The organism is Klebsiella sp. R445 (assembly GCF_051131755.1).
Classification (GTDB): domain Bacteria; phylum Pseudomonadota; class Gammaproteobacteria; order Enterobacterales; family Enterobacteriaceae; genus Klebsiella; species Klebsiella lignicola.
Genome location: NZ_CP180446.1, coordinates 2359634 through 2385035 on the forward strand (window position 1 = coordinate 2359634; position 25402 = coordinate 2385035).

The 25402-nt window shown below is 58.5% G+C and carries 20 protein-coding genes and 1 riboswitch; of the genes, 15 read left to right on the forward strand and 5 right to left on the reverse strand.

Features of this window, described 5'->3' with window-relative positions:
* Window positions 1-7 precede the first annotated feature (7 nt).
* From leuA to aroD, 5 genes are all read left to right on the forward strand, one after another.
* Window positions 8-1579, forward strand: coding sequence for a 2-isopropylmalate synthase (gene leuA, locus ACMYSN_RS10995; protein WP_123757512.1), 1572 nt, complete (start codon window positions 8-10; stop codon window positions 1577-1579).
* Window positions 1579-2670 (forward strand): 3-isopropylmalate dehydrogenase, encoded by a 1092-nt coding sequence (gene leuB, locus ACMYSN_RS11000; RefSeq protein ID WP_123757513.1) that lies wholly within the window; start codon window positions 1579-1581, stop codon window positions 2668-2670. The genes leuA and leuB overlap by 1 nt, the downstream gene beginning before the upstream one ends.
* A gap of 2 nt (window positions 2671-2672) precedes the next feature.
* Window positions 2673-4073, forward strand: a complete 1401-nt coding sequence (gene leuC, locus ACMYSN_RS11005) for a 3-isopropylmalate dehydratase large subunit (protein WP_462498003.1) — start codon at window positions 2673-2675, stop codon at window positions 4071-4073.
* Window positions 4074-4083: 10 nt separating this feature from the next.
* Complete coding sequence (leuD, locus tag ACMYSN_RS11010) at window positions 4084-4689, forward strand: 3-isopropylmalate dehydratase small subunit (RefSeq protein WP_462498004.1); 606 nt, start codon at window positions 4084-4086, stop codon at window positions 4687-4689.
* 63 nt (window positions 4690-4752) lie between these two features.
* On the forward strand, window positions 4753-5508 hold the full coding sequence (gene aroD / locus ACMYSN_RS11015) for a type I 3-dehydroquinate dehydratase (protein WP_462498005.1): 756 nt from the start codon (window positions 4753-4755) through the stop codon (window positions 5506-5508).
* A 68-nt stretch (window positions 5509-5576) separates the two neighbouring features.
* Here aroD and ACMYSN_RS11020 read toward each other — a convergent pair whose 3' ends face one another.
* Together ACMYSN_RS11020 and sgrT are read right to left on the reverse strand one after the other, a co-directional pair.
* Entirely contained in the window at window positions 5577-6761 is a 1185-nt protein-coding gene (locus ACMYSN_RS11020) for a sugar efflux transporter (protein ID WP_462498006.1), read from the reverse strand.
* A gap of 164 nt (window positions 6762-6925) precedes the next feature.
* On the reverse strand, window positions 6926-7102 hold the full coding sequence (gene sgrT / locus ACMYSN_RS11025) for a glucose uptake inhibitor SgrT (protein ID WP_123757518.1): 177 nt from the start codon (window positions 7100-7102) through the stop codon (window positions 6926-6928).
* Window positions 7103-7189: 87 nt separating this feature from the next.
* Between sgrT and sgrR the strand changes: the two genes are divergently transcribed.
* The 4 genes from sgrR to thiQ all read left to right on the forward strand — a co-directional run bounded on the left by sgrR (window position 7190) and on the right by thiQ (window position 12351).
* Window positions 7190-8845, forward strand: coding sequence for an HTH-type transcriptional regulator SgrR (gene sgrR, locus ACMYSN_RS11030; RefSeq protein WP_462498007.1), 1656 nt, complete (start codon window positions 7190-7192; stop codon window positions 8843-8845).
* 37 nt (window positions 8846-8882) lie between these two features.
* Window positions 8883-9065: riboswitch (TPP riboswitch) on the forward strand.
* Window positions 9066-9096: 31 nt separating this feature from the next.
* Complete coding sequence (thiB, locus tag ACMYSN_RS11035; RefSeq protein ID WP_462498008.1) at window positions 9097-10080, forward strand: type 2 periplasmic-binding domain-containing protein; 984 nt, start codon at window positions 9097-9099, stop codon at window positions 10078-10080.
* A complete protein-coding gene (gene thiP / locus ACMYSN_RS11040; RefSeq protein WP_462498009.1) occupies window positions 10056-11666 on the forward strand; it encodes a thiamine/thiamine pyrophosphate ABC transporter permease ThiP in 1611 nt (536 codons plus the stop codon). The genes thiB and thiP overlap by 25 nt, the downstream gene beginning before the upstream one ends.
* Entirely contained in the window at window positions 11650-12351 is a 702-nt protein-coding gene (thiQ, locus tag ACMYSN_RS11045; protein WP_462498010.1) for a thiamine ABC transporter ATP-binding protein ThiQ, read from the forward strand. The genes thiP and thiQ overlap by 17 nt, the downstream gene beginning before the upstream one ends.
* Here thiQ and ACMYSN_RS11050 read toward each other — a convergent pair.
* The gene (locus ACMYSN_RS11050; protein ID WP_462498011.1) at window positions 12338-13102 is read right to left on the reverse strand and encodes a DedA family protein; all 765 of its coding nucleotides are present in this window, start codon (window positions 13100-13102) and stop codon (window positions 12338-12340) included. The two genes, thiQ and ACMYSN_RS11050, sit on opposite strands and share 14 nt — an antisense overlap.
* A 128-nt stretch (window positions 13103-13230) precedes the next feature.
* A complete protein-coding gene (gene araC / locus ACMYSN_RS11055; RefSeq protein ID WP_123757523.1) occupies window positions 13231-14076 on the reverse strand; it encodes an arabinose operon transcriptional regulator AraC in 846 nt (281 codons plus the stop codon).
* Between the two features lie 337 nt (window positions 14077-14413).
* Between araC and araB the strand changes: the two genes are divergently transcribed.
* The 6 genes from araB to rluA all read left to right on the forward strand — a co-directional run bounded on the left by araB (window position 14414) and on the right by rluA (window position 24719).
* A complete protein-coding gene (gene araB / locus ACMYSN_RS11060) occupies window positions 14414-16123 on the forward strand; it encodes a ribulokinase (protein WP_462498012.1) in 1710 nt (569 codons plus the stop codon).
* 10 nt (window positions 16124-16133) lie between these two features.
* Window positions 16134-17636 (forward strand): L-arabinose isomerase, encoded by a 1503-nt coding sequence (gene araA / locus ACMYSN_RS11065; RefSeq protein ID WP_462498013.1) that lies wholly within the window; start codon window positions 16134-16136, stop codon window positions 17634-17636.
* A gap of 70 nt (window positions 17637-17706) precedes the next feature.
* A complete protein-coding gene (gene araD, locus ACMYSN_RS11070; protein ID WP_123757526.1) occupies window positions 17707-18402 on the forward strand; it encodes an L-ribulose-5-phosphate 4-epimerase in 696 nt (231 codons plus the stop codon).
* 178 nt (window positions 18403-18580) lie between these two features.
* Window positions 18581-20938, forward strand: coding sequence for a DNA polymerase II (gene polB / locus ACMYSN_RS11075; protein WP_462498014.1), 2358 nt, complete (start codon window positions 18581-18583; stop codon window positions 20936-20938).
* Between the two features lie 190 nt (window positions 20939-21128).
* Window positions 21129-24035 (forward strand): RNA polymerase-associated protein RapA, encoded by a 2907-nt coding sequence (gene rapA / locus ACMYSN_RS11080; RefSeq protein WP_462498015.1) that lies wholly within the window; start codon window positions 21129-21131, stop codon window positions 24033-24035.
* A gap of 24 nt (window positions 24036-24059) precedes the next feature.
* A complete protein-coding gene (rluA, locus tag ACMYSN_RS11085) occupies window positions 24060-24719 on the forward strand; it encodes an RNA pseudouridine synthase (protein ID WP_462498244.1) in 660 nt (219 codons plus the stop codon).
* 82 nt (window positions 24720-24801) lie between these two features.
* On the opposite strand, the gene citX is transcribed toward rluA, so the two are convergent.
* The gene (citX, locus tag ACMYSN_RS11090) at window positions 24802-25341 is read right to left on the reverse strand and encodes a citrate lyase holo-[acyl-carrier protein] synthase (RefSeq protein ID WP_462498016.1); all 540 of its coding nucleotides are present in this window, start codon (window positions 25339-25341) and stop codon (window positions 24802-24804) included.
* Between the last annotated feature and the right edge of the window lie 61 nt (window positions 25342-25402).

Consider the following 25402-nt stretch of genomic DNA (forward strand, 5'->3'; position numbering starts at 1 on the left):
CTAAACCATGAGCCAGCAAGTCATTATTTTCGATACGACCTTACGTGACGGTGAGCAAGCGTTACAGGCCAGCCTGAGCGTTAAAGAGAAGCTGCAGATTGCCTTAGCCCTCGAGCGTATGGGCGTTGATGTGATGGAAGTCGGTTTCCCGGTTTCCTCACCTGGCGACTTCGAATCCGTACAAACTATCGCGCGCACCATCAAAAACAGCCGCGTTTGTGCCCTGGCGCGCTGTGTAGAGAAAGACATTGATGTTGCCGCCGAATCCTTAAAGGTCGCGGAAGCGTTTCGTATTCACACCTTTATTGCCACCTCGCCGATGCATATCGCCACCAAGTTGCGCAGCACCCTGGATGAGGTCATTGAGCGCGCGGTCTATATGATCAAACGCGCACGCAATTACACCGACGATGTCGAGTTCTCCTGTGAAGATGCGGGCCGTACGCCAATTGCCGACCTCGCACGTGTGGTCGAAGCCGCCATTAACGCCGGCGCGACGACAATCAACATCCCGGACACCGTCGGTTACACCATGCCGTTCGAGTTCTCCAACATCATCACCGGCCTGTACGACCACGTGCCGAATATCGACAAAGCCATTATCTCTGTTCACACCCATGACGATTTAGGTCTGGCCGTCGGCAACGCCATCGCCGCCGTCCACGCCGGTGCGCGTCAGGTCGAAGGTGCCATGAACGGCATCGGCGAGCGTGCAGGCAACTGCTCGCTGGAAGAGGTGATCATGGCGATTAAAGTACGTAAAGACATCATGGATGTCCGTACCCGCATTAATCACAACGAGATCTGGCGTACCAGCCAGACCGTCAGCCAGATTTGCAACATGCCGATTCCGGCTAACAAAGCCATCGTCGGCACCGGCGCCTTCGCGCACTCCTCCGGCATCCACCAGGATGGCGTGCTGAAGAACCGCGAAAACTACGAAATCATGACCCCGGAATCCATCGGCCTGAATCAGGTGCAGTTGAACCTGACCTCCCGCTCCGGCCGTGCGGCGGTCAAACACCGCATGGAAGAGATGGGCTACAAAGACAGCGACTACAACATGGATCACCTGTATGACGCGTTCCTGAAGCTGGCGGACAAAAAAGGTCAGGTCTTCGACTACGACCTGGAAGCGCTGGCCTTCATTAACAAGCAGCAGGAAGAGCCAGAACATTTCCGCATGGACTACTTCAGCGTCCAGTCCGGCTCCAATGCTATCGCTACCGCCTCAGTCAAGCTGGTTTGCGGTGATGAAGTGAAAGCCGAAGCCGCCAACGGCAACGGCCCGGTCGACGCCGTGTATCAGGCCATCAACCGCGTCACCGGCTATGACATCGAACTGGTTAAATATGGCTTAAGCGCCAAAGGCCACGGTAAAGATGCGCTGGGCCAGGTCGACATCGTGGTGAACTACAACGGTCGTCGCTTCCATGGCGTCGGTCTGGCGACCGATATCGTTGAATCCTCCGCGAAGGCGATGATTCACGTTCTGAACAACATCTGGCGCGCCGCTGAAGTCGAAAAAGAATTGCAACGCAAAGCTCAAAATAACGAGAACAAGAAGGAAACTGTGTAATGTCGAAGAATTACCATATTGCTGTGTTGCCAGGTGATGGCATTGGCCCGGAAGTCATGAACCAGGCGATGAAAGTACTGGAAGCTGTCCGTACCCGTTTTGATATGCGCATTACCACCAGCCAATATGATGTCGGTGGCGCCGCCATCGACCGTCAGGGTTCCCCGCTGCCACAGGCTACGGTGGAAGGCTGCGAGCAGGCCGATGCGATTCTGTTCGGTTCCGTCGGCGGCCCGAAATGGGAACACCTGCCGCCAGACGGCCAGCCGGAGCGCGGTGCGCTGCTGCCTCTGCGTAAACACTTCAAACTGTTCAGCAACCTGCGTCCGGCGAAGCTGTACCAGGGGCTGGAAGAGTTTTGCCCGCTGCGCGCGGATATCGCCGCTAATGGCTTCGACATTCTGTGCGTCCGCGAACTGACCGGCGGCATCTACTTCGGCCAGCCAAAAGGTCGCGAAGGCAGCGGTCAGCACGAAAAAGCGTTTGATACCGAAGTCTATCATCGCTTCGAAATCGAACGGATTGCGCACATCGCTTTCCAGTCCGCGCGTAAACGTCGTCATAAAGTCACTTCTATCGATAAAGCCAACGTGCTGCAGTCATCTATTCTGTGGCGCGAAGTGGTCAGCGAGATTGCAAAATCCTACCCGGACGTTGAGCTGTCGCACATGTACATCGACAACGCCACCATGCAGTTGATTAAAGATCCGTCCCAGTTCGACGTGCTGCTGTGCTCCAACCTGTTCGGCGACATTCTGTCTGACGAATGCGCGATGATCACCGGCTCGATGGGCATGCTGCCCTCTGCCAGCCTCAACGAACAAGGTTTTGGTCTGTACGAACCAGCTGGCGGCTCCGCTCCGGATATCGCTGGCAAAAACATCGCCAACCCGATCGCACAGATCCTCTCCCTGGCGCTGCTGCTGCGCTATAGCCTGGATGCCGAAGCCGCAGCAACCGCTATCGAAAACGCGATTAACCGCGCATTAGAAGAAGGTGTACGCACCGGCGATCTGGCTCGCGGCACGGCGGCCGTTGGTACCGATGAAATGGGCGATATCATTGCCCGCTATGTCGCTGAAGGGGTGTAATCATGGCGAAGACCTTATACGAAAAGTTGTTTGATGCTCACGTGGTTTATGAAGCACAAAACGAAACCCCGCTGCTGTACATCGACCGTCATCTGGTGCACGAAGTGACCTCCCCACAGGCCTTCGACGGCCTGCGCGCGCACAACCGCCCGGTACGTCAGCCGGGTAAAACCTTCGCCACCATGGACCACAACGTCTCCACCCAGACCAAAGACATCAATGCGTCCGGTGAAATGGCACGAATTCAGATGCAGGAACTGATCAAGAACTGCAAAGAGTTCGGCGTGGAGCTGTATGACCTGAACCACCCATATCAGGGTATCGTCCACGTGATGGGCCCGGAGCAAGGGGTTACCCTGCCGGGGATGACCATCGTCTGCGGCGACTCCCATACCGCGACCCACGGCGCATTTGGCGCGCTGGCGTTCGGTATCGGCACCTCGGAAGTTGAGCACGTGCTGGCGACGCAGACCCTGAAACAGGGCCGTGCCAAAACCATGAAAATTGCCGTTAACGGTAAAGCGGCGCCGGGCATCACCGCCAAAGATATCGTGCTGGCGATCATCGGTAAAACCGGCAGCGCCGGCGGTACCGGTCACGTCGTGGAGTTCTGCGGTGAAGCCATTCGCGATCTGAGCATGGAAGGTCGTATGACCCTGTGCAATATGGCGATTGAGATGGGTGCCAAAGCAGGCCTGGTCGCGCCGGACGCAACCACCTTTAACTACGTCAAAGGCCGTCTGCATGCACCGAAAGGCGAGGATTTTGACGCTGCAGTGAAATACTGGGAAACCCTGAAAACCGATGCTGACGCCACATTTGATACCGTGGTAACCCTGCAGGCTGAAGAGATTGCCCCGCAGGTGACCTGGGGAACCAACCCAGGCCAGGTGATTTCCGTCACCGATATGATCCCCGACCCGGCTTCTTTCGCCGATCCGGTCGAACGCGCCAGTGCGGAAAAAGCGTTGGCCTATATGGGCCTGAAGCCGGGTATCCCGTTAACCGATGTGGCTATCGATAAAGTATTTATCGGCTCCTGCACCAACTCACGTATTGAAGATTTACGCGCCGCGGCAGAGATCGCCAAAGGGCGCAAAGTCGCGCCGGGCGTGCAGGCATTAGTGGTTCCAGGCTCTGGCCCGGTAAAAGCTCAGGCGGAAGCCGAAGGGCTGGATAAGATTTTCATCGACGCCGGCTTTGAATGGCGCCTGCCGGGCTGCTCCATGTGCCTGGCGATGAACAACGACCGCCTGAACCCGGGCGAGCGCTGCGCATCGACCAGCAACCGTAACTTTGAAGGCCGTCAGGGCCGCGGTGGACGTACCCACTTAGTCAGCCCGGCAATGGCCGCCGCCGCCGCCGTTACCGGTCACTTCGCCGACATCCGCGACATCAAATAAGGAAACCATCATGGCAGAGAAATTTACCCAACATACGGGCCTGGTGGTTCCGCTGGATGCCGCAAACGTCGATACCGATGCGATCATTCCCAAGCAGTTCCTGCAGAAAGTCACGCGTACCGGCTTTGGCGCACACCTGTTCAATGACTGGCGTTTTCTCGACGACCAGGGGCAGCAGCCTAACCCGGAATTTGTCCTGAACTTTCCGCAGTATAAAGGTGCCTCGATTCTGCTGGCGCGGGAAAACTTCGGCTGCGGCTCATCCCGTGAGCATGCGCCCTGGGCATTGACGGACTACGGCTTTAAAGTGGTTATCGCTCCCAGCTTCGCCGACATCTTTTACGGCAACAGCTTCAACAACCAGCTGCTGCCGGTCAAGCTGAGCGACGAGCAGGTCGATGAACTGTTTGCATTGGTGCAGGCCAACCCTGGCATTAGCTTTGAGGTCGACCTGGAGTCCGAAGTGGTGAAAGCCGGTGATAAATCCTACCGCTTTAGCATCGACACCTTCCGCCGCCACTGCATGCTCAACGGTCTCGATAGTATCGGCCTGACGCTGCAGCACGAAGCGGCAATTTCAGCCTACGAGAACAAACTGCCGGCCTTCATGAACTAACCACGCCGCTGATTACCCTGCCCGGTCCCATGACCGGGCATTTTTTTACCGTTGGATCCTACAATGACAAAAGCGATAACCATAAAAAACATCACCTTTCAGGAAGGGACGACGCTGATTTGCGTTCCGCTGCTCGGTAAAACCCTCGACGAGCTGAAAACGCAAGCCCATACCCTGGCAGACGCCGGCGCCGATCTTATCGAATGGCGCGTCGATCACTTTACCGGCGTCCGCGACGACGAACAGATCCGCCTGGCGCTGACGGAGATCCGCCAGCAACTCGCGACGATCCCGCTGCTGTTCACCTTTCGCAGTCACAAAGAGGGCGGCGAAACGGAACTCGATGATGACGCCTACTTTGCACTCAACCGTCTGGCCGTCGCCAGCGGGCTGGTCGATCTGATTGATATTGAGCTTTTCAATGAGGAAACGCAGATTCGGGCGCTGGTCGCGGAGGCCCATGCTGCCGGGGTGAAAGTGATCATGAGCAATCATGATTTCCAGAAAACGCCGCCGCAGAATGAGATAGTCGACCGGCTGTGCCGGATGCAGGAACTGGGCGCCGATTTGCCCAAAATCGCGGTCATGCCGCAGTCGCCGCAGGACGTTCTGACGCTCCTCGGCGCGACGCTGATCATGAAAGAACAGCACGCCACCCGCCCGTTAATCACCATGTCTATGGGGAAAATGGGCGGTGTGAGCCGGGTTACCGGGCGTCTGTTCGGATCGGCGATGACCTTCGGCAGCGTAGGCCAGGCCTCCGCGCCAGGGCAGATTGCCGTCGGCAAGCTGCGGGAGCTGATGGATATTCTTTCCTGAGCCTCATACCTGAGTATCGTTCCTGATCGAGATGCCGCATCGCCGTAGTCCACGATGCGGCATCAGGACTAGATATCTTTGACTTTGCTGGTCAGGAACAGCGTGAGCACCGAAATCACCGCAATGGCCCAGTAGACGCTGGCGTGACCGTAGCTTTGCGACAGCGCCCCTTGCAGCACGCCCGCCAGAATCACCCCGGTCGAAATACTGTTGGTAAACAGCGTGGTCGCCGCGCCCGCTCGTCCCGGCATCAGGTCCTGAAACCACAGCATGCCGATCCCGGCAACAATCCCGATGAATATGGCATTGAACAGCTGCAGCGCCAGCAGCGCGGTACGATGGTGAAACAGGATCAGGCCGATATAGAACAGCACGCCGGCCGCCACCGCCACCACCATCATTTTGCGTTTACCCCAGCGCTTCACATAGTAGCCCGCCAGAATCATCGCCGGGATTTCCAGCCCGGCCGCCGTCCCCATCAGGATCCCTGCGAGACTGTCCGGCAAACCGAGATCGCTGCTGATCCACAGCGGCATATCGATGATATACATGGTGTTGCAGGTCCACATCAGCGTCGAGGCGATAAACAGCATACGCACGTTTTTATCCTGCCATCCTCCCGCCGGTAGCGCCGCGCCGTCCGCTTCCGAAGGCTGCTCCACCCGCGCCACCGAGGGCAGCTTCACGGCGATCAGTGCCAGACTGATCACGAAAATGCCAGCAGCAATCGAGAACATGGTGGTAAAGCCGTAATTCAGCGCCAGCATAAAGGCCAGCGGCGGCCCGATAACCCACGCCAGCGACAGCTGAGCACGCATCACCGAGCTGAACATCACCACTTCCCGCGCCGAGCTGTCGGCATATTCCCGCGCCAGGGCAAACAGCTGCGGCATCGCGGCATTGGCGATCGACGCCAGCATCACGCCGCAGGTGATCAGGGTTAAGTAGTGGCGATTGAAGGCAAACAACAGGGCGTTCCCCACCGCCATCAGGCAGCAGAACATGATCAGCCGACGTCGATCGCCCTGGCTGTCAGATCGTTTTGCCAGCGCCAGGCTTACCGCAATTCCCGCAATGGCGTTAACGGTATAAAACAGGCCAACCCAAAAAGGTTGTGCGCCCACTTCGCGGCTGAGGAACAGGCTAAGGGTGGGAGCCTGAAGCGCGCCCGCAATGCCCATCATAAACGCGACCAGCATAAAAGCCGCGTAGACGCCGTTCAGCCGCCGTCCCATCGTCATTAACCACAGCATGTCATGTCCTTAAAGCACGCGAAGAAACGAAAAAAGCCAGCAGAAGCAATCTGCTGGCAGGTGATTTTATACTCTATCTATTTCAAGTGACAGACAGGCGACCAAAACGTTTTGGCTTCAGTCACGTGACCTGAGTTTGAAAGCGGACAGGTATACACCAATACTCAGTCACACATGATATCGGCAAGGCCATGATCAGAGGTCTGTGACGTAACTCCCCACTGCATCAGCTCGCCAAGAATCTTCTGCTGTCTCCCTGCCATCAAGCGGGCCAGCCATGACGCATCCTGCGTCGCAGAAAAGTAGCGTTGGTAGAACTGTTTCGCGGTAGACCCCATCATATTCACCTCCTCGCTTCATCGAAGTGGATTATTGGCCTAATATAGGGATTAATAAATTGCTGACTTTTCATCAGGAGTTCCCCTTTTATGTCTTCTGCTCGTTTGCAACAACAGTTCATCCGCCTCTGGCAGTGCTGCGAAGGCCAATCGCAGGAGACGACGCTTAACGAACTGGCGGAGATGCTGTGCTGTTCTCGCCGCCATATGCGCACGCTGCTGAACATGATGGAAGCCCGCGGCTGGCTAACCTGGGAGGCGGAAGCCGGGCGCGGTAAACGTTCCAGGCTGACCTTCCTCTATACCGGTCTGGCATTGCAGCAGCAGCGGGCAGAAGATCTGCTGGAGCAGGATCGGATCGATCAGCTGGTTCAACTGGTGGGTGATAAAGCCGCCGTGCGCCAGATGCTGGTGTCGCATCTTGGCCGCAGCTTTCGTCAGGGGCGGCATATTCTCAGGGTGCTCTACTACCGGCCGATGAAAAACCTGCTCCCCGGCAGCGCGCTGCGCCGCTCAGAAAACCATATAGCCCGGCAGATCTTCAGCGCGCTGACCCGGGTAAATGAGGAAAACGGGGAACTGGAAGCCGATATTGCCCACCACTGGCAGCAGATTTCGCCGACCCACTGGCGGTTCTTTCTCCGCCCCGGCATTCATTTTCACCACGGCAGAGAGCTGGAGATGGAGGATGTGATTGCCTCCTTACAGCGCAGCAACACCCTGCCGCTGTATGCGCATATCGAACGTATTGTCTCCCCCACCGCCTGGACTCTGGACATTCACCTGACGCAACCGGACCGCTGGCTACCGTGGCTGTTGGGCCAGGTTTCGGCGGTGGTTCTGCCGCGGGAATGGCAATCGATGGACAATTTCGCCAGTATGCCGGTCGGCACCGGGCCTTACGCGGTGGTACGCAACAATCAAAACCAGCTGAAGATCCACGCCTTCGATGACTATTTTGGCTACCGGGCGCTGATCGATGAAGTCAACGTCTGGGTGCTGCCGGAAATTAGCGAAGAACCCAACGGCGGCTTAACGCTGCAGGGCACCACCCAAAGTGAAAAGGCGGTGGAGAGCCGCCTTGAAGAAGGGTGTTACTACCTGCTGTTTGATGCCCGCAGCCCGCTTGGCGACAACAGCGCGGTACGTCAGTGGCTCAGCTACCTGTTCCAGCCCGCCACGCTGCTCTACCATGCCGGTGAACATTACCAGGGTAACTGGTTCCCGGCCTACGGCCTGCTGCCCCGCTGGCACCACGCCCGCAGCCACGCCTGTGAAAAACCGGCGGGGTTGGAATCCGTCACTCTGACCTATTATCGCGATCACGTCGAACACCGGGTGATGGGCGGGATCATGGCGGAGCTGCTGGCGGAGCATCAGGTAAAACTTGAGATTCAGGAGCTGGAGTACGAGGAGTGGCACCGCGGCGAGGTGGTCAGCGATATCTGGCTGAACAGCGCCAACTTTACCCTGCCGATCGATTTTTCACTCTTTGCCTTGCTGTACGAAGTCCCGCTGATTCGCCACTGCATCCCCATCGACTGGGAGCAGGAAACCCGGCGCTGGCACGCCGGCGAATTAAACCCGGCCACCTGGAGCCAGCAGTTGCTGGCCAATCAAACCGTCGTTCCGCTGATCCACCACTGGCTGATGATCCAGGGCCAGCGCAGCATGCGCGGCGTGCGCATGAACACCCTCGGCTGGTTTGATTTCAAATCCGCATGGTTTGCCCCGCCGGAGCCGTAATGCTTTCAGTCAACTAACAAAATCATTACACTATTCGCCGTTCTCAACGGGGTGCTATTAAACATACACGCGATCGTTCGGACTACCTCAAAAGCGGCAAGCCACTGAACAGGCTAGCTAACGCAGAGGCAGCGCGCTCGATGAAGTGTATAGGCTGAGAAAATACCCGTCGAACCTGATCCGGATAACGCCGGCGAAGGGATTTGGGGCCGACTCAAAATCCTTTGCCACCCTTTTTTATGAGGTGCAAAGTGTTGAAAAAATTACTCCCGCTGCTGGTACTGGTCGCCGCGCCCACGCTGGCGAAGCCTGTCCTTACCGTTTATACCTATGACTCTTTTTCCGCCGACTGGGGCCCTGGCCCGGTGGTGAAAAAGGCGTTTGAAGCCGACTGCAACTGCGAGCTGAAGTTCGTGGCGCTGGAAGATGGCGTGTCGTTGCTTAACCGTCTGCGGATGGAGGGCAAAAACAGCAAAGCCGATGTAGTGCTCGGGCTGGATAACAATCTGCTGGAAGCGGCGGCGCAGAGCAAATTGTTCGCCAAAAGCCAGGTGCCGGTCAGCGCGGTCACCGTGCCTGGCGGCTGGGATAACGACACCTTCGTGCCGTTCGATTATGGCTACTTCGCATTCGTCTACGATAAAAACAAGCTCCAGAACCCGCCTAAAAGCCTGAAAGAGCTGGTTGAAAGCGATCGGAAATGGCGGGTGATCTATGAAGATCCGCGGACCAGTACGCCGGGCCTGGGGCTGCTGCTGTGGATGCAGAAAGTCTATGGCGATAAGGCCCCGGAAGCCTGGCAGAAACTGGCAGCGAAAACGGTCACCGTCACCAAAGGCTGGAGCGAGGCCTACGGTCTGTTCCTGAAAGGGGAAAGCGACCTGGTGCTCAGCTATACCACCTCGCCGGCCTATCACATTATCGAAGAGAAAAAAGACCAGTACGCGGCCGCCGGTTTTACCGAAGGTCACTATCTGCAGGTTGAAGTCGCCGCGCGCACCGCCGCCAGCAAACAACCCGAACTGGCTGAAAAATTCCTCAAGTTTATGGTGTCACCGGCCTTCCAGAACGCGATCCCTACCGGCAACTGGATGTATCCGGTTACCCAGGTTGCGCTACCCGCAGGCTTTGACGCCCTGCAAAAACCGCAAACCACCCTGCAATTTACCCCGCAGCAGGTCGCCGCAGAACGTCAGAACTGGATTAATGCATGGCAACGCGCCGTCAGCCACTAAGTCTTAGCTGGCTGGTACCGGGCCTGACGGCCAGCGCATTGCTGGTCGTCGTGGCGCTGTCGGCGTTTCTGGCGCTCTGGAGCAGCGCGCCGGAGGCCGCCTGGTCTTCGGTATTGAACGATAGCTACCTGTGGCACGTTATCCGCTTCTCCTTCTGGCAGGCGTTTCTCTCGGCGCTCCTCTCCGTCGTGCCGGCGGTGTTTCTCGCCCGCGCGCTCTACCGCCGACGTTTTCCCGGTCGAACGCTGTTGCTGCGCCTGTGCGCAATGACGCTGATTCTGCCGGTACTGGTGGCGGTCTTCGGTATTCTTAGCGTGTACGGTCGTCAGGGCTGGTTGGCGGCGCTGTTTAACGTCGTCGGCTGGCAGTGGGATTTCTCACCCTACGGGTTACAGGGCATTCTTCTGGCGCACGTCTTCTTCAATATGCCGATGGCCACCCGCCTGCTGTTGCAGGCGCTGGAGAATATCCCCGGAGAGCAGCGCCAGATAGCCGCCCAGTTGGGAATGCGCGGCTATCACTTTTTCCGCCTGGTGGAATGGCCGTGGCTCCGGCGGCAAATTCCGCCCGTTGCGGCGCTGATTTTTATGCTGTGCTTCGCCAGTTTCGCCACCGTGCTGTCCCTCGGCGGCGGCCCGCGGGCCACCACCATTGAGCTGGCGATCTACCAGGCGCTGAGCTTTGATTACGATCCGGCCCGCGCCGCGATGCTGGCGCTGATCCAGATGATCTGCTGCCTCGGGCTGGTACTGCTTGCCCAGCGCTTGAGCAAAGCAGTCGCCATCGGCGTGAGCCATGTTCATGGCTGGCGCGATCCGGACGATCGCCTGCACAGCCGCCTCAGTGACGCGGTGTTAATTGCTATCGCGCTCCTGCTACTGCTTCCCCCGCTGCTGGCGGTTGTCGTCGATGGCCTGAATAGCAACCTGTTCAGCGTGCTGGCCCGCCCGGCGTTGTGGCAGGCATTCTGGACCTCGCTGCGCATCGCGCTGTGCGCCGGAGTGCTCAGCGTTATTCTGACGATGATGCTGCTGTGGAGCAGTCGTGAACTGCGTCTGCGTAACCAGTCGCTGGCGGGGCAAACGCTGGAGCTTAGCGGCATGCTGATCCTCGCCATGCCGGGCATCGTGCTGGCAACCGGCTTCTTTTTACTGCTCAACAACAGTATCGGTCTGCCTGAATCCGCTGACGGAATCGTGATCTGTACCAACGCGCTGATGGCCATTCCCTACGCCCTGAAGGTGCTGGAAAACCCGATGCGCGATATCGCCGTACGCTACGGCCAGCTGTGCCACTCTCTCGGCATGAGTTGTTTCACCCGCCTGCGGGTGGTCGAACTGCGCGCCTTAAAACGCCCGCTGGCCCAGGCGCTGGCCTTTGCCTGCGTGCTGTCGATCGGCGATTTTGGCGCCGTCGCGCTGTTCGGGAACGACACTTTCCGCACGCTGCCGTTCTATCTGTACCAGCAGATTGGCGCCTATCGCAGCCAGGATGGCGCGGTGACCGCCCTGCTGCTGCTGGTGCTGTGCTTTGTCCTCTTTACTGTGATTGAGAAACTTCCGGGGCGTGATGTTAAAACTGAATGATGTAACCTGGCTCTACCAGCATCTGCCGATGCGGTTCACGCTCTCCGTTGAGCGAGGTGAACGCATCGCCGTGCTCGGCCCCAGCGGCGCGGGGAAAAGTACGCTGTTGAATCTGATCGCTGGCTTTTTGCCACCGGCAAGCGGCACGATCCTCATCGACGGCCAGCCGCATACCGATACGCCGCCGGCCCGGCGCCCGGTGTCGATGTTATTCCAGGAAAACAATCTCTTTCACCATCTCACCGTCCGCCAGAATATTGGCCTCGGAATGCATCCGGGACTGAAGCTCACCGCCGTGCAGACTGCCAGCCTGCAGGCCATCGCCGGACAAATGGGGATTGATGCACTGCTGGACAGACTGCCAGGGGAACTCTCCGGCGGCCAGCGTCAGCGCGCCGCGCTGGCACGCTGTCTGGTTCGGGAACAGCCGGTGTTGTTGCTGGATGAGCCGTTTTCCGCCCTAGACCCGGCGCTGCGTCAGGAGATGCTGGCGCTGGTCAGCGACGTGTGCCAGCAGCAGCAGTTAACCCTGCTGATGGTGTCGCACAGCGTCGAGGACGCCGCGCGCATCGCCCCACGATCGCTGGTGGTAGCTGACGGGCGTATCGCCTGGGACGGCGACACCGACACCTTACTTCGCGGGAACAGCAGCGCCTCTCACCTGTTAGGGATCAGCGCGCGATAACCTTGTGCAGAATATCGAGGTAGACCGGCATCAGCGGATGGCGAATCACTACGGTTAACGCCACGCCGGCCAGTACCACCGTCAGGGGAGTCAGCCAAAGCAAGCGCGGGCGAGGCAGGAAGCGCGTCAGACGATCGCGCGTTTTCGCGCTCCGCCATAGCCGCCAGCACAGCCAGCCCGCCAGCCACGCCAGTAGCGCGGCCAGCAGCAACAACCACTTGAAGCTGGCGCTGTGTTCATCTGCAGGAATATCAATCGCCGCACCGGCCAGAATCCCCGGCATAAAGTACAGCGGCGGCCAGAGCAGACAGCCAATAATATTCGGCGGGATAAACTTCATGACCGGGAGGTCGAGCATGCCGGCAACCATTGGTACCAGCGGTCGCGTCGGGCCGACGAAGCGGCCGATCAGAATGGTTACCATGCTGTGCTGATGTAGCGCGTGCTCGGTTTTATCCAGCAGCGCTTTGTTTTTCTTCATAAACGACCAGCGGTGCAGCGGTTTCTTAAACCGCCAGCCGAGCCAGAAGGAGATCCAGTCACCGAGCAAACAGCCGACTATCCCCGCCAGCCATGCCTGCCAGAAGTTGACTTCACCGCTACCGATGAGCGCCCCAAGACCGGCCATCATCACCGTTCCCGGCAATATCAGCCCCACCAGCGCCAACGACTCCAGAAAGGCGACCAGCATCACGGCTATCAAGGAATAGACCGTGGATTGGGTGATAAAATGTTCCAGCAATGCTTGCATAATGTGCCCGGTTTCAAAACGAAGCACGGATTTTCCAGAGCCGTCGTGCATTCGTCAAGCCATCAATTGTCCAAATAGTTTACTGGTTGTGACAATTTTCCGGCGCAACATTTCATTTTATTTACGTTTTATTCACACCCCGCGCGGAATTCACTCGGACTGGCGCCGGTACATTTTTTAAACACCCGCGAGAAATAGAGCTGATCTTCGAAACCGACATTGCGCCCCACCGTGGCGATCGGCATACGGGTGGTGCTGAGCAGCAGCTTCGCCTGGCTGATGCGCTGATCTTCCCGCCACCCCAGCACGCTGATGCCCAGCTGCTGGCGGAACAGGTGCGACAGCCGCGAAGGCGACAGACAAACGTGTTGGGCAACGCTGGCGATGTCGAAATGGCTGTCTGCCAGATGATCGCTGATGTACTGGCAGGCATCGCGCACGCGGTTGTCCAGCGGCGGATGCAGCGACTCGTTGATGGCCTCCATGCGCCGCAGCAACAGCTGCTCCAGCAGATTGATCGCCAGCAGCTCCGAATAACGTCCGGCCCCTTGCCCCGCCTCAACAATTTGACCAAACAGCTCGCAAAAACGCGTCTGCCACGGCTCATCGGGACGGAAAAAACCGGTATGAGCGAAGATCGTCGGCCAGTTCAGCCATTCATGCCAGTAGGCGCGTGGGCGAAAGTAGACCCACTGGTGATACCACTCCCGGGCGTCAGGATGGCGCCCGTAATGATGAATCTCCCCCGGCGGAAACAGCAGAATATCCCCTGGCCGGCAGACAAACTGCTGGTCGTGATTGTTGATCACCCCTTCACCGCGAATGGTCAGGTTGAGGATATAGCCCTTCATTCCCAACGGGCGATCGATAAAGAAATCCAGATAGCCATCGGCATCAATCGGCGTTAGCCCCGTCACCAGATGGGCGTTGAAAGAGTAGCCCGGCAATAGCGGATCGTTTTGTGTTTCAGCCATAAGATCGGCTCTCCTGGATATCACATGGAAACCAATTGTCCATATTCAACATTGTACTGCTAACCCGTTGCTCCGTACTGGGACGGCGGTTGAAATTTAGAGCAAAACCCGCCACCTCACAGCAAAAACCGATGATAGCGCACATTTAAAGCACTTTCACCGGGTAACAGGTGTGTCTATATGGACGGCAGGAAAGTCCACATTGAATATTTGCACGGCGTCACACTTTGCGATGCTATAGCAAAATAGTCCATAAGATTAGCGAATACGGCCTGACGGTTTTGGCCATGAATATCTACTGTTTCACCATTAATGGTTTTCTGCATGGAGTAACAGCATGGCAATTGCGATTGGCCTCGATTTTGGTAGTGATTCAGTACGCGCCCTGGCGGTGGAATGTGCCACCGGCGCCGAACTCGCTACCAGCGTAGAATGGTACCCGCGCTGGCAGGAGGGTCTGTTCTGCGACGGCCCGAATAACCAGTTCCGCCATCATCCGCGCGACTACATTGAGTCGATGGAATCCGCACTGAAAAGTGTGCTGGCGTTATTAAGCGCCGAACAGCGTGCCAGCGTGGTTGGCATCGGCGTCGACAGCACCGGTTCCACACCGGCACCGATCGATGCTGACGGTCAGGTACTGGCGCTGCGCGAAGAGTTTGCCGATAACCCGAACGCCATGTTCGTGCTGTGGAAAGACCACACCTCGGTTGAAGAGGCTGAAGCCATTACTCGCCTGTGTCACCAGCCGGGCAAAGAGGATTACTCCCGCTATATCGGCGGGATCTACTCCAGCGAATGGTTCTGGGCAAAAATACTCCACGTAACCCGTCAGGACAGCGCCGTCGCGCAGGCCGCGGTGTCGTGGGTAGAGCTGTGCGACTGGGTTCCGGCCCTGCTTTCCGGCACCACCCGTCCGCAGGATCTGCGTCGCGGCCGCTGCAGCGCCGGGCACAAATCTCTGTGGCATGAGAGCTGGGGTGGCCTGCCGCCAGCCAGCTTCTTCGATGAACTCGATCCGATTATCAACCAGAACCTGGCGTGGCCGATGTTCAGCGACACCTGGACCGCCGATGTGCCGGTCGGCTCGCTGTGCGCTGAATGGGCCGAACGTCTTGGCCTGCCGGAAACGGTGATCCTCTCCGGCGGTGCATTTGACTGCCACATGGGCGCCGTCGGCGCCGGCGCGCAGCCAAACGCGCTGGTCAAAGTGATCGGCACCTCCACCTGCGACATCCTGATCGCCGACAAACAGAGCGTTGGCAACCGCACGGTAAAAGGGATCTGCGGCCAGGTTGATGGCAGCGTGGTACCTGATTTTATCGGGATGGAAGCCGGGCAATCTGCCTTCGGGGATATCTACGCCTGGTTTGGCCGTATTCTCGGCTGGCCGCTGGAACAGTTAGCGCAACAACATCCGGAACTGAAAGCACAGATTAGCGCTCAGCAGAAACAGCTGCTGCCGGCGCTGACCGAAGCCTGGGCGAAAAACCCGTCCCTCGAACATCTGCCGGTGGTTCTCGACTGGTTCAACGGCCGCCGTACCCCCAACGCTAACCAGCGCCTGAAAGGGGTGATTACCGATCTCAACCTCGCCACCGATGCACCAGCCTTGTTTGGCGGTCTGGTGGCGGCCACCGCCTTCGGGGCGCGCGCCATTATGGAGTGCTTCACCGAGCAGGGCATCCCGGTCAACAACGTGATGGCGCTGGGCGGCATCGCCCGCAAAAACCAGGTGATCATGCAGGCCTGCTGCGACGTGCTCAACCGCCCGCTGCAGATCGTCGCTTCCGATCAGTGCTGCGCGCTCGGCGCGGCAATCTTCGCCGCCGTTGCCGCGGGGGTGTATGAGGATATCCCGACAGCCCAACACCATATGGCAAGCCAGGTCGAAAGCACCCTGCAGCCGCGCCCTCAGCAGGCACAACGCTTTGAACAACTTTATCAGCGCTACCAGCAGTGGTCGGTCAGCGCCGAACAACAGTATCTCCCTTCGGCTGTGAAGGCGGAAAAAGCCCCGCATTCTCAGGCAGCCCTCACCCATTAAGGACACGACAATGACAATTTTTGATAACTACGAAGTATGGTTCGTGATTGGCAGCCAGCATCTGTATGGCCCGGAAGCCCTGCGTCAGGTGACCAAACATGCCGAACATGTGGTGAACAGCCTGAACGCCGAAGCAAAACTGCCGTGCAAGCTGGTGTTAAAGCCGCTTGGCACCACGCCAGATGAGATTACCCATATCTGCCGCGATGCCAACTACGATGACAAATGCGCAGGTATGGTGGTGTGGCTGCATACCTTCTCACCGGCCAAAATGTGGATTAACGGCCTGACTATCCTGAATAAACCGCTGCTGCAGTTCCACACCCAGTACAACGCTTCCCTGCCGTGGGATAGCATCGATATGGACTTTATGAACCTCAACCAGACCGCGCACGGCGGCCGTGAGTTTGGCTTCATCGGCGCACGTATGCGTCAGCAGCACAGCGTTGTGACCGGCCACTGGCAGGATCAGGGCGCGCATCAGCGTATTGGTTCCTGGATGCGCCAGGCGGTATCGAAGCAGGATACCCGCCATCTGAAAGTGTGCCGCTTCGGCGACAACATGCGTGAAGTGGCGGTTACCGACGGTGACAAAGTGGCCGCACAGATCAAATTCGGCTTCTCGGTCAACACCTGGGCGGTGGGCGATCTGGTGCAGGTGGTCAACAGCATCAGCGACGGCGACATCAGCGCGCTGGTTGACGAGTATGAAAGCAGCTACCGCCTGACCCCGGCTGCACAGATTCACGGTGATAAGCGCCAGAACGTGCTGGATGCCGCCCGCATTGAGCTGGGGATGAAGCGCTTCCTTGAGCAGGGTGGTTTCCACGCCTTCACCACCACCTTTGAAGATTTGCACGGCCTGAAACAGCTTCCGGGTCTCGCCGTACAGCGTCTGATGCAGCAGGGCTATGGCTTCGCTGGCGAAGGCGACTGGAAAACCGCCGCCCTGCTTCGCATCATGAAGGTGATGTCAACCGGTCTGCAGGGCGGCACCTCCTTTATGGAAGATTACACCTACCACTTCGACAACGGTAACGACCTGGTGCTGGGTTCGCACATGCTGGAAGTCTGCCCGACCATCGCCACCCCGGAGAAACCGATCCTCGACGTCCAGCCGCTGGGCATCGGTGGCAAGGCCGATCCGGCCCGCCTGATCTTTAACACCCAGACCGGCCCGGCGCTGGTGGCAAGCCTGGTGGATCTGGGCGATCGCTTCCGCCTGCTGGTGAATACCGTGGAAACCGTGCCAACGCCGCACGAGCTGCCGAAACTGCCGGTTGCCAACGCCCTGTGGAAAGCCCAGCCGGATCTGCGCACCGCGTCAGAAGCCTGGATCATTGCCGGTGGCGCGCACCATACCGTCTTCAGCCATGCGCTGACTCTCGACGATATGCGCCAGTTCGCCGAGCTGCAGGATATCGAGCTGACGGTGATCGACGAAGAAACGCGTCTGCCGTCCTTTAAAGATGCCCTGCGCTGGAACGAAGTTTATTACGGTTCAAAACGCTAAGCGTGCCTCCCCTCTTCCTGCCCGCCGGGAAGAGGGGAAATCCGTACTCTCCTGTTATTCGGAGCACACAATGTTAGAAGATCTGAAACGTCAGGTGCTGGAAGCCAACCTGGCGCTGCCAAAGCACAATCTGGTGACCCTAACCTGGGGCAACGTCAGCGCCGTCGACCGCGAGCGCGGCGTGTTGGTGATTAAGCCATCGGGCGTCGACTATAGCGTGATGCAGGCTGACGATATGGTGGTAGTGAGTCTGGAAACCGGCGAAGTCGTTGAAGGGAAAAAGAAACCCTCCTCGGATACGCCGACCCATCGCCTGCTTTATCAGGCATTCCCGACGCTGGGCGGCATCGTCCATACCCATTCGCGTCACGCCACCATCTGGGCGCAGGCCGGGCAGTCGATTCCGGCTACCGGCACCACCCATGCCGATTACTTTTATGGTGCGGTGCCCTGCACGCGGCTGATGACCGACGACGAGATCAACGGCGAGTATGAGTGGGAAACCGGCGCGGTGATCGTTGAAACCTTCCGCGAACAAGGTATTGACCCGGCCCAGATGCCCGGCGTGCTGGTGCATTCCCACGGCCCGTTTGCATGGGGCAAAAACGCTGAAGATGCGGTGCATAATGCCATCGTGCTGGAAGAGATTGCCTACATGGGCATTTTCTGCCGCCAGCTGGCGCCACAGTTACCGGATATGCAGCAGACGCTGCTGGATAAACACTACCTGCGCAAGCACGGGGCAAAAGCCTATTACGGGCAGTAATGCTGCTGCCCTTTCCGGTGGCGCTGCGCTGACCGGGCTACGGTATCGTGCACGCTGATAGCCCGGACAGGTGCGCAAGCACCGCCTCCGGGATAAACCCCATACCTGTATAAAACCCCAGCACAATCGATTGAACCAGGCTATAATCAGGCCTGGTTTTTATTGATGAGAGCACGGCGTGACCCAGCCACGAGAAGGTTTTTTACTGACCCGTCACTGGCGGGATACCCCGCAGGGCACCGTGCTGTCTTTCTGGCTCGCCACCGATGATGGGCCGCTTGAGGTCACCCTGCCGCCGCAGGAATCCGTGGCGTTTATTCCCGAAGCCCAACGCCCGCTGGTCGAACGCCTGCTGCAGGGCGAAAACGGACTGCGCCTTGCCCCGCTCAGCTTAAAAGACTTTCATCGCCAGCCGGTGTTCGGCCTCTATTGCCGCGCGCATCGCCAGTTGATGCGTCTCGAGAAAAAGCTGCGGGAAAACGGCGTCACGGTTTACGAAGCCGATATCCGTCCGCCGGAACGCTATCTGATGGAGCGCTTTATCACCGCGCCGGTGTGGGTGGAAGGCGACACCGCGGGCCGGCAGGTAGTCAACGCCCGCATGAAGCCCAGCCCGCACTACCGTCCCCCGCTGAAATGGGTGTCGCTGGATATCGAAACCAGCCGTCACGGCGAGCTGTACTGCATCGGGCTGGAGGGTTGCGGCCAGCGGGTGGTCTACATGCTCGGGCCTGAGCCAACGCCCTCGCCCGCCGTCGATTTCCAGCTGGAGTATGTCGCCAGCCGCCCGCAACTGCTGGAAAAGCTTAACGCCTGGTTTGCCACACATGACCCGGACGTACTGATCGGCTGGAACGTCATCCAGTTCGATCTGCGGGTCCTGCAAAAACATGCCGAACGCTACCGTATTCCGTTAATGCTTGGTCGCGGCAATAGCGAACTGGAGTGGCGCGAACACGGGTTTAAAAATGGCGTCTTCTTCGCCCAGGCTAACGGCCGGCTGATCGTTGACGGCATCGAGGCGCTGAAATCCGCCTTCTGGAACTTCTCCTCTTTTGCCCTGGAAACGGTGGCCCGTGAACTGCTGGGCGAAGGAAAAGCCATCGATAACCCGTGGGATCGGATGGACGAAATCGACCGTCGTTTTCACGAAGACAAACCGGCGCTGGCGGCCTACAACCTGCAGGACTGCGAGCTGGTGACGCGAGTCTTCCACAAAACCGAGATCATGCCCTTTCTGCTGGAACGCGCCACGGTCAACGGCCTGCCTGCCGACCGTCACGGCGGCTCCGTGGCGGCCTTCAGCCATCTCTATTTTCCACGCATGCACCGGCTGGGCTATGTCGCCCCGAACCTCGGCGAAGTGCCGCCGCAGGCCAGCCCCGGCGGTTACGTTATGGATTCGCGCCCCGGCCTCTATGATTCAGTGCTGGTGCTCGACTACAAAAGCCTCTACCCGTCGATTATTCGTTCCTTCCTGATCGACCCGGTGGGACTGATTGAAGGGATGGCCCATCCGGAACCCGAGCACAGCACCGAGGGGTTTCTCGGCGCACGCTTCTCCCGACAGAAACACTGCCTGCCGGGGATTGTCGGGCAAATCTGGCATGGCCGCGACGACGCCAAACGCCAGCACAATAAACCGTTGTCCCAGGCGCTGAAGATCATCATGAACGCCTTCTACGGCGTCCTGGGCACCAGCGCCTGCCGCTTTTTCGATCCGCGCCTGGCCTCCTCGATTACCATGCGAGGGCACGCGATTATGCGCCAGACCAAAGCGCTGATTGAGTCGCAGGGTTATGACGTGATCTATGGCGATACCGACTCCACCTTTGTCTGGCTTAAACGCCCGCATAGCGAAGAAGAGGCGGCAAAAATCGGCCGGTCGCTGGTCGCTTTCGTTAACGACTGGTGGGCCACAGAGCTGGATAAAGAGCAGCTCACCAGCACCCTCGAACTGGAGTTTGAAACCCACTTCTGCCGTTTTTTAATGCCGACCATTCGCGGCGCCGATACCGGCAGCAAAAAACGCTACGCCGGCATGATTCAGGAGGGCGACGCACAGCGGATGGTGTTCAAAGGACTGGAGACGGTGCGCACCGACTGGACGCCGCTGGCGCAGCAGTTCCAGCAGGAGCTGTATCTGCGCATTTTCCGCCACCAGCCGTATCGGGATTACATCCTGGAGACCATTGATAAGTTGATGAGCGGTGAGCTCGACGATCGCCTGATTTACCGAAAACGCCTGCGTCGCCCGCTGGCGGAGTATCAGCGCAACGTTCCGCCGCACGTGCGCGCGGCGAGGTTGGCTGACGAGGAAAACGTGCGGCTGGGCAGGCCGCAGCAGTACCAACAGCGCGGCAGCATAAAATATGTCTGGACCACCGGCGGACCCGAACCGCTGGACTACCAGCGCTCGCCGCTCGATTATGAGCACTATTTGTCAAAGCAACTTCAGCCGGTCGCGGAAGGAATTCTTCCCTTTGTCGACGATGATTTTGCTACAATAATAACAGGGCAACTGGGGCTATTTTGATTTCTTCGCCCCCCTGCAATTTCCAGCCGACAGTTCTGCAAATTGAAGGGCGACGAGGACGTGACGAACGACCTGCCATCCAGTAATATAGCGCCCTTTCCATTCCTGGACCCAATCTTGATCACTCTCTGACTTATCCGGAGATGATCAACTATTGCCTGCAATTTAAGAACACAAGAGCTGAACATATATGCCTTTTACACTTGGTCAACGCTGGATTAGCGACACAGAGAGCGAACTGGGATTAGGGACGGTAGTAGCGCTGGATGCGCGTATGGTAACCCTTCTTTTCCCCGCCATCGGCGAAAACCGTCTGTACGCGCGCAATGATTCCCCCATCACCCGCGTGATGTTTAACCCGGGTGATACCATCACCAGCCACGAAGGCTGGCAGCTCCAGGTTGACGAAGTAAATGAAGAGAACGGTCTGCTGGCCTATACCGGCACGCGTCTCGACACCGAAGAAGCCAATGTCACACTGCGTGAAGTGCTGCTCGACAGCAAACTGGTCTTCAGCAAACCGCAGGACCGCCTGTTTGCCGGGCAGATCGACCGCATGGACCGTTTTGCGCTGCGCTATCGCGCCCGCAAATACCAGAGCGAACAGTACCGGATGCCGTGGAGCGGCCTGCGCGGCCAGCGCACCAGCCTGATCCCGCACCAGCTGCATATCGCCCATGATGTCGGCCGTCGTCACGCGCCGCGCGTGCTGCTGGCGGATGAAGTGGGTCTGGGTAAAACCATTGAAGCCGGGATGATCCTCCATCAGCAACTGCTCGCCGGCGCCGCCGAACGCGTGCTGATTATTGTCCCGGAAACCCTGCAGCACCAGTGGCTGGTGGAAATGCTGCGCCGCTTCAACCTGCGCTTCTCCCTGTTTGACGATGAGCGTTATGCCGAAGCCCAGCACGACGCCTACAACCCGTTCGAAACCGAACAGCTGGTTATCTGCTCGCTGGACTTCGTGCGCCGCAGCAAACAGCGTCTTGAGCACCTGTGTGATGCGGAATGGGATCTGATGGTCGTCGATGAAGCACACCATCTGGTGTGGAGCGAAGACGCACCGAGCCGTGAATATCAGGCCATTGAACAACTGGCCGAACGCGTGCCGGGCGTGCTGCTGCTGACCGCGACGCCGGAACAGCTGGGGATGGAAAGCCACTTCGCCCGTCTGCGTCTGCTGGACCCGAACCGCTTCCACGATTTCGAGCAGTTCGTAGAAGAACAACAAAATTACCGTCCGGTAGCCGATGCCGTGGCCCTGCTGCTGGCAGGCAATAAGCTGAGCGATAACGAGCTCAACACCCTTGGCGATCTGATCGGCGAGCAGGACATCGAACCGCTGCTGCAGGCTGCCAACAGCGACCGCGATGATGCCCAGGCCGCGCGCCAGGAGCTGGTCTCCATGCTGATGGACCGTCACGGCACCAGCCGTGTTCTGTTCCGCAACACCCGTAACGGTGTGAAAGGTTTCCCGAAACGCGAGCTGCATACCATTCGCCTGCCGCTGCCGACCCAGTACCAAACGGCGATTAAAGTCTCTGGCATTATGGGCGCCCGTAAAAGCGCCGAAGAACGCGCCCGCGACATGCTCTATCCTGAGCAGATTTATCAAGAATTTGAAGGCGATACCGGCACCTGGTGGAACTTCGATCCGCGCGTTGAGTGGCTGATGGGCTACCTGACCAGCCACCGCTCTCAGAAAGTGCTGGTGATCTGCGCCAAAGCCACCACCGCACTGCAGCTGGAGCAGGTCCTGCGCGAGCGTGAAGGCATCCGTGCGGCGGTGTTCCATGAAGGCATGTCGATCATCGAACGTGACCGCGCCGCCGCCTGGTTCGCCGAAGAAGATACCGGCGCCCAGGTGCTGCTGTGTTCTGAAATTGGCTCCGAAGGCCGTAACTTCCAGTTTGCCAGCAACCTGGTGATGTTCGACCTGCCATTCAATCCGGACCTGCTGGAGCAGCGTATTGGCCGTCTCGACCGTATCGGTCAGGCCCACGATATTCAGATCCACGTGCCGTACCTCGAACGCACCGCGCAATCCGTGCTGGTTCGCTGGTATCACGAAGGGCTGGATGCCTTCGAGCATACCTGCCCTACCGGCCGTACCGTCTATGACAACGTGCATAACGAACTGATTAACTATCTTGCCGCGCCAGAAACCACCGAAGGCTTCGATGAGCTCATCAAATCCTGCCGCCAGCAGCACGATGCGCTGAAAGCACAGCTTGAGCAGGGTCGCGACCGTCTGCTGGAGATCCACTCCAACGGCGGTGAACAGGCCCAACAACTGACCGAAAGCATTGAAGAGCAGGATGACGATACCAACCTGATCGCCTTCGCCATGAACCTGTTTGATATTGTCGGTATCAACCAGGACGATCGCGGCGAAAACCTGATTGTCCTGACGCCGTCCGACCATATGCTGGTCCCGGACTTCCCGGGTCTGCCAGAAGATGGCTGCACCATCACCTTCGAACGTGATGTCGCCCTGTCACGCGAAGACGCCCAGTTCGTGACCTGGGAGCACCCGCTGATCATCAACGGTCTGGACCTGATCCTCTCCGGCGATACCGGCAGCAGCACCATCTCCCTGTTGAAGAACAAGGCGCTACCGGTAGGCACCCTGCTGCTGGAGCTGATCTACGTGGTGGAAGCCCAGGCGCCGAAGCAGCTGCAGCTCAAGCGCTTCCTGCCGGCCACGCCGGTGCGTATGCTGCTGGATAAAAACGGCAATAACCTCGCCGGCCAGGTGGAGTTTGAGAGCTTCAACCGCCAGCTGAGCGCCGTGAACCGTCATACCGGCAGCAAGCTGGTCAACGCGGTGCAGCAGGACGTCCATGCGATCCTCCAGCTCGGCGAAGCGCAGGTGGCCAAAGCGGCACAGGCGCTGATTGACACCGCCCGCAATGAAGCCAATGACAAACTGTCGGCCGAGTTGTCTCGTCTGGAAGCCCTGAAAGCCGTTAACCCGAACATTCGTGACGACGAGCTTTCCGCCATCGAGAGCAACCGTCAACAGGTTATGGATGCCCTGGCGCAGGCAGGCTGGCGTCTCGACGCATTGCGTTTAATTGTGGTCACCCACCAGTAACGGAACACGACGATGTCGATGACGATGCCGATGGAAAACTACCATCCGCCCCAGGATCCCTGGCTGGTTATCCTCTATCAGGATGAACACATCATGGTGGTCAACAAGCCGAGCGGCTTGTTGTCCGTCCCGGGGAGGCTGGAAGAGCATAAAGACAGCGTGATGACGCGCGTCCAGCGCGACTTCCCGCAGGCCGAGTCGGTCCACCGGCTGGATATGGCGACCAGCGGAGTGATCGTCGTGGCGCTGACCAAAGCGGCAGAACGCGAGCTGAAACGCCAGTTTCGCGAGCGTGAGCCGAAGAAGCAGTACGTCGCTCGCGTGTGGGGACACCCGCAGCCAGCAGAAGGCATGGTGGATTTACCGCTGATCTGTGACTGGCCGAACCGACCGAAGCAGAAAGTCTGCTTTGAAACCGGCAAAGCGGCGCAGACCGAATATGAAGTGCTGGAGTATGCCGACGATAACAGCGCCCGCGTACGTCTGAAGCCGATTACCGGACGATCGCATCAGTTGCGTGTGCATATGCTGGCGCTGGGCCACCCGATTCTTGGCGATCGCTTTTATGCAACGCCAGAAGCGCTGGCTATGGCGCCACGGTTGCTGCTGCATGCTGAAACGCTGAGCATCACCCATCCGGCTTTCGGCAACGCAATGACCTTCCGCGCCCCCGTCGACTTCTGATCGTCGCGATCTGTCCCGGGTTGTGCCGCCAGCGGCCTACCCGGGCATTTCTGTCAACGATACGACAAATTACAACAACGTGTTAATCGCGGGCAAACCACGCATCAATCATCCGATCGACATGGGCCACAAGCTGTTCAGTCTCATGGCGACGGCTACGGGCACAGGCGTGCGCCGGTTCGTCGCACAGCAGGCACTGACGCAGATTTTCGCCCATTGACTGACGGGCAACCAGGCCTTCTTTCGGGCAGATAACATCGATATCCCACAAACGGCCCAGTGGGTGAGTCTGCTCCAGTTCGCTGCAAAAGGCTTTGATTTCACTGGCCGGATGCGCCACGCACCACAGGGCTTCTGGCCCGGTCGGCAGCCACAGCACCTGACGGTCCAGCGTTTGCCAGCGGTGTTTCCACAGCATTTGATCGCAAGCCTGCAACGCCACGCCCATCATATTGCGATAGCGAATGCTGTCTTTCACTGCCCCCGGGGTCACCAGGGTCAGCGAAATCACCGGCTGTTGATAATGGGCGATCCAGTCGGTCTGACGAGCCGCACGCTGCTCTTTCGCCGCCAGCAGCGCTTCCATGCTTACGCCCTCACGGGCGAGAGTATCCACTGACATTTGTTCCTCTCCTCACTTAAAAAATGACAGCGGTCAGGCTGCCGTCGCAATAGCGAATTAC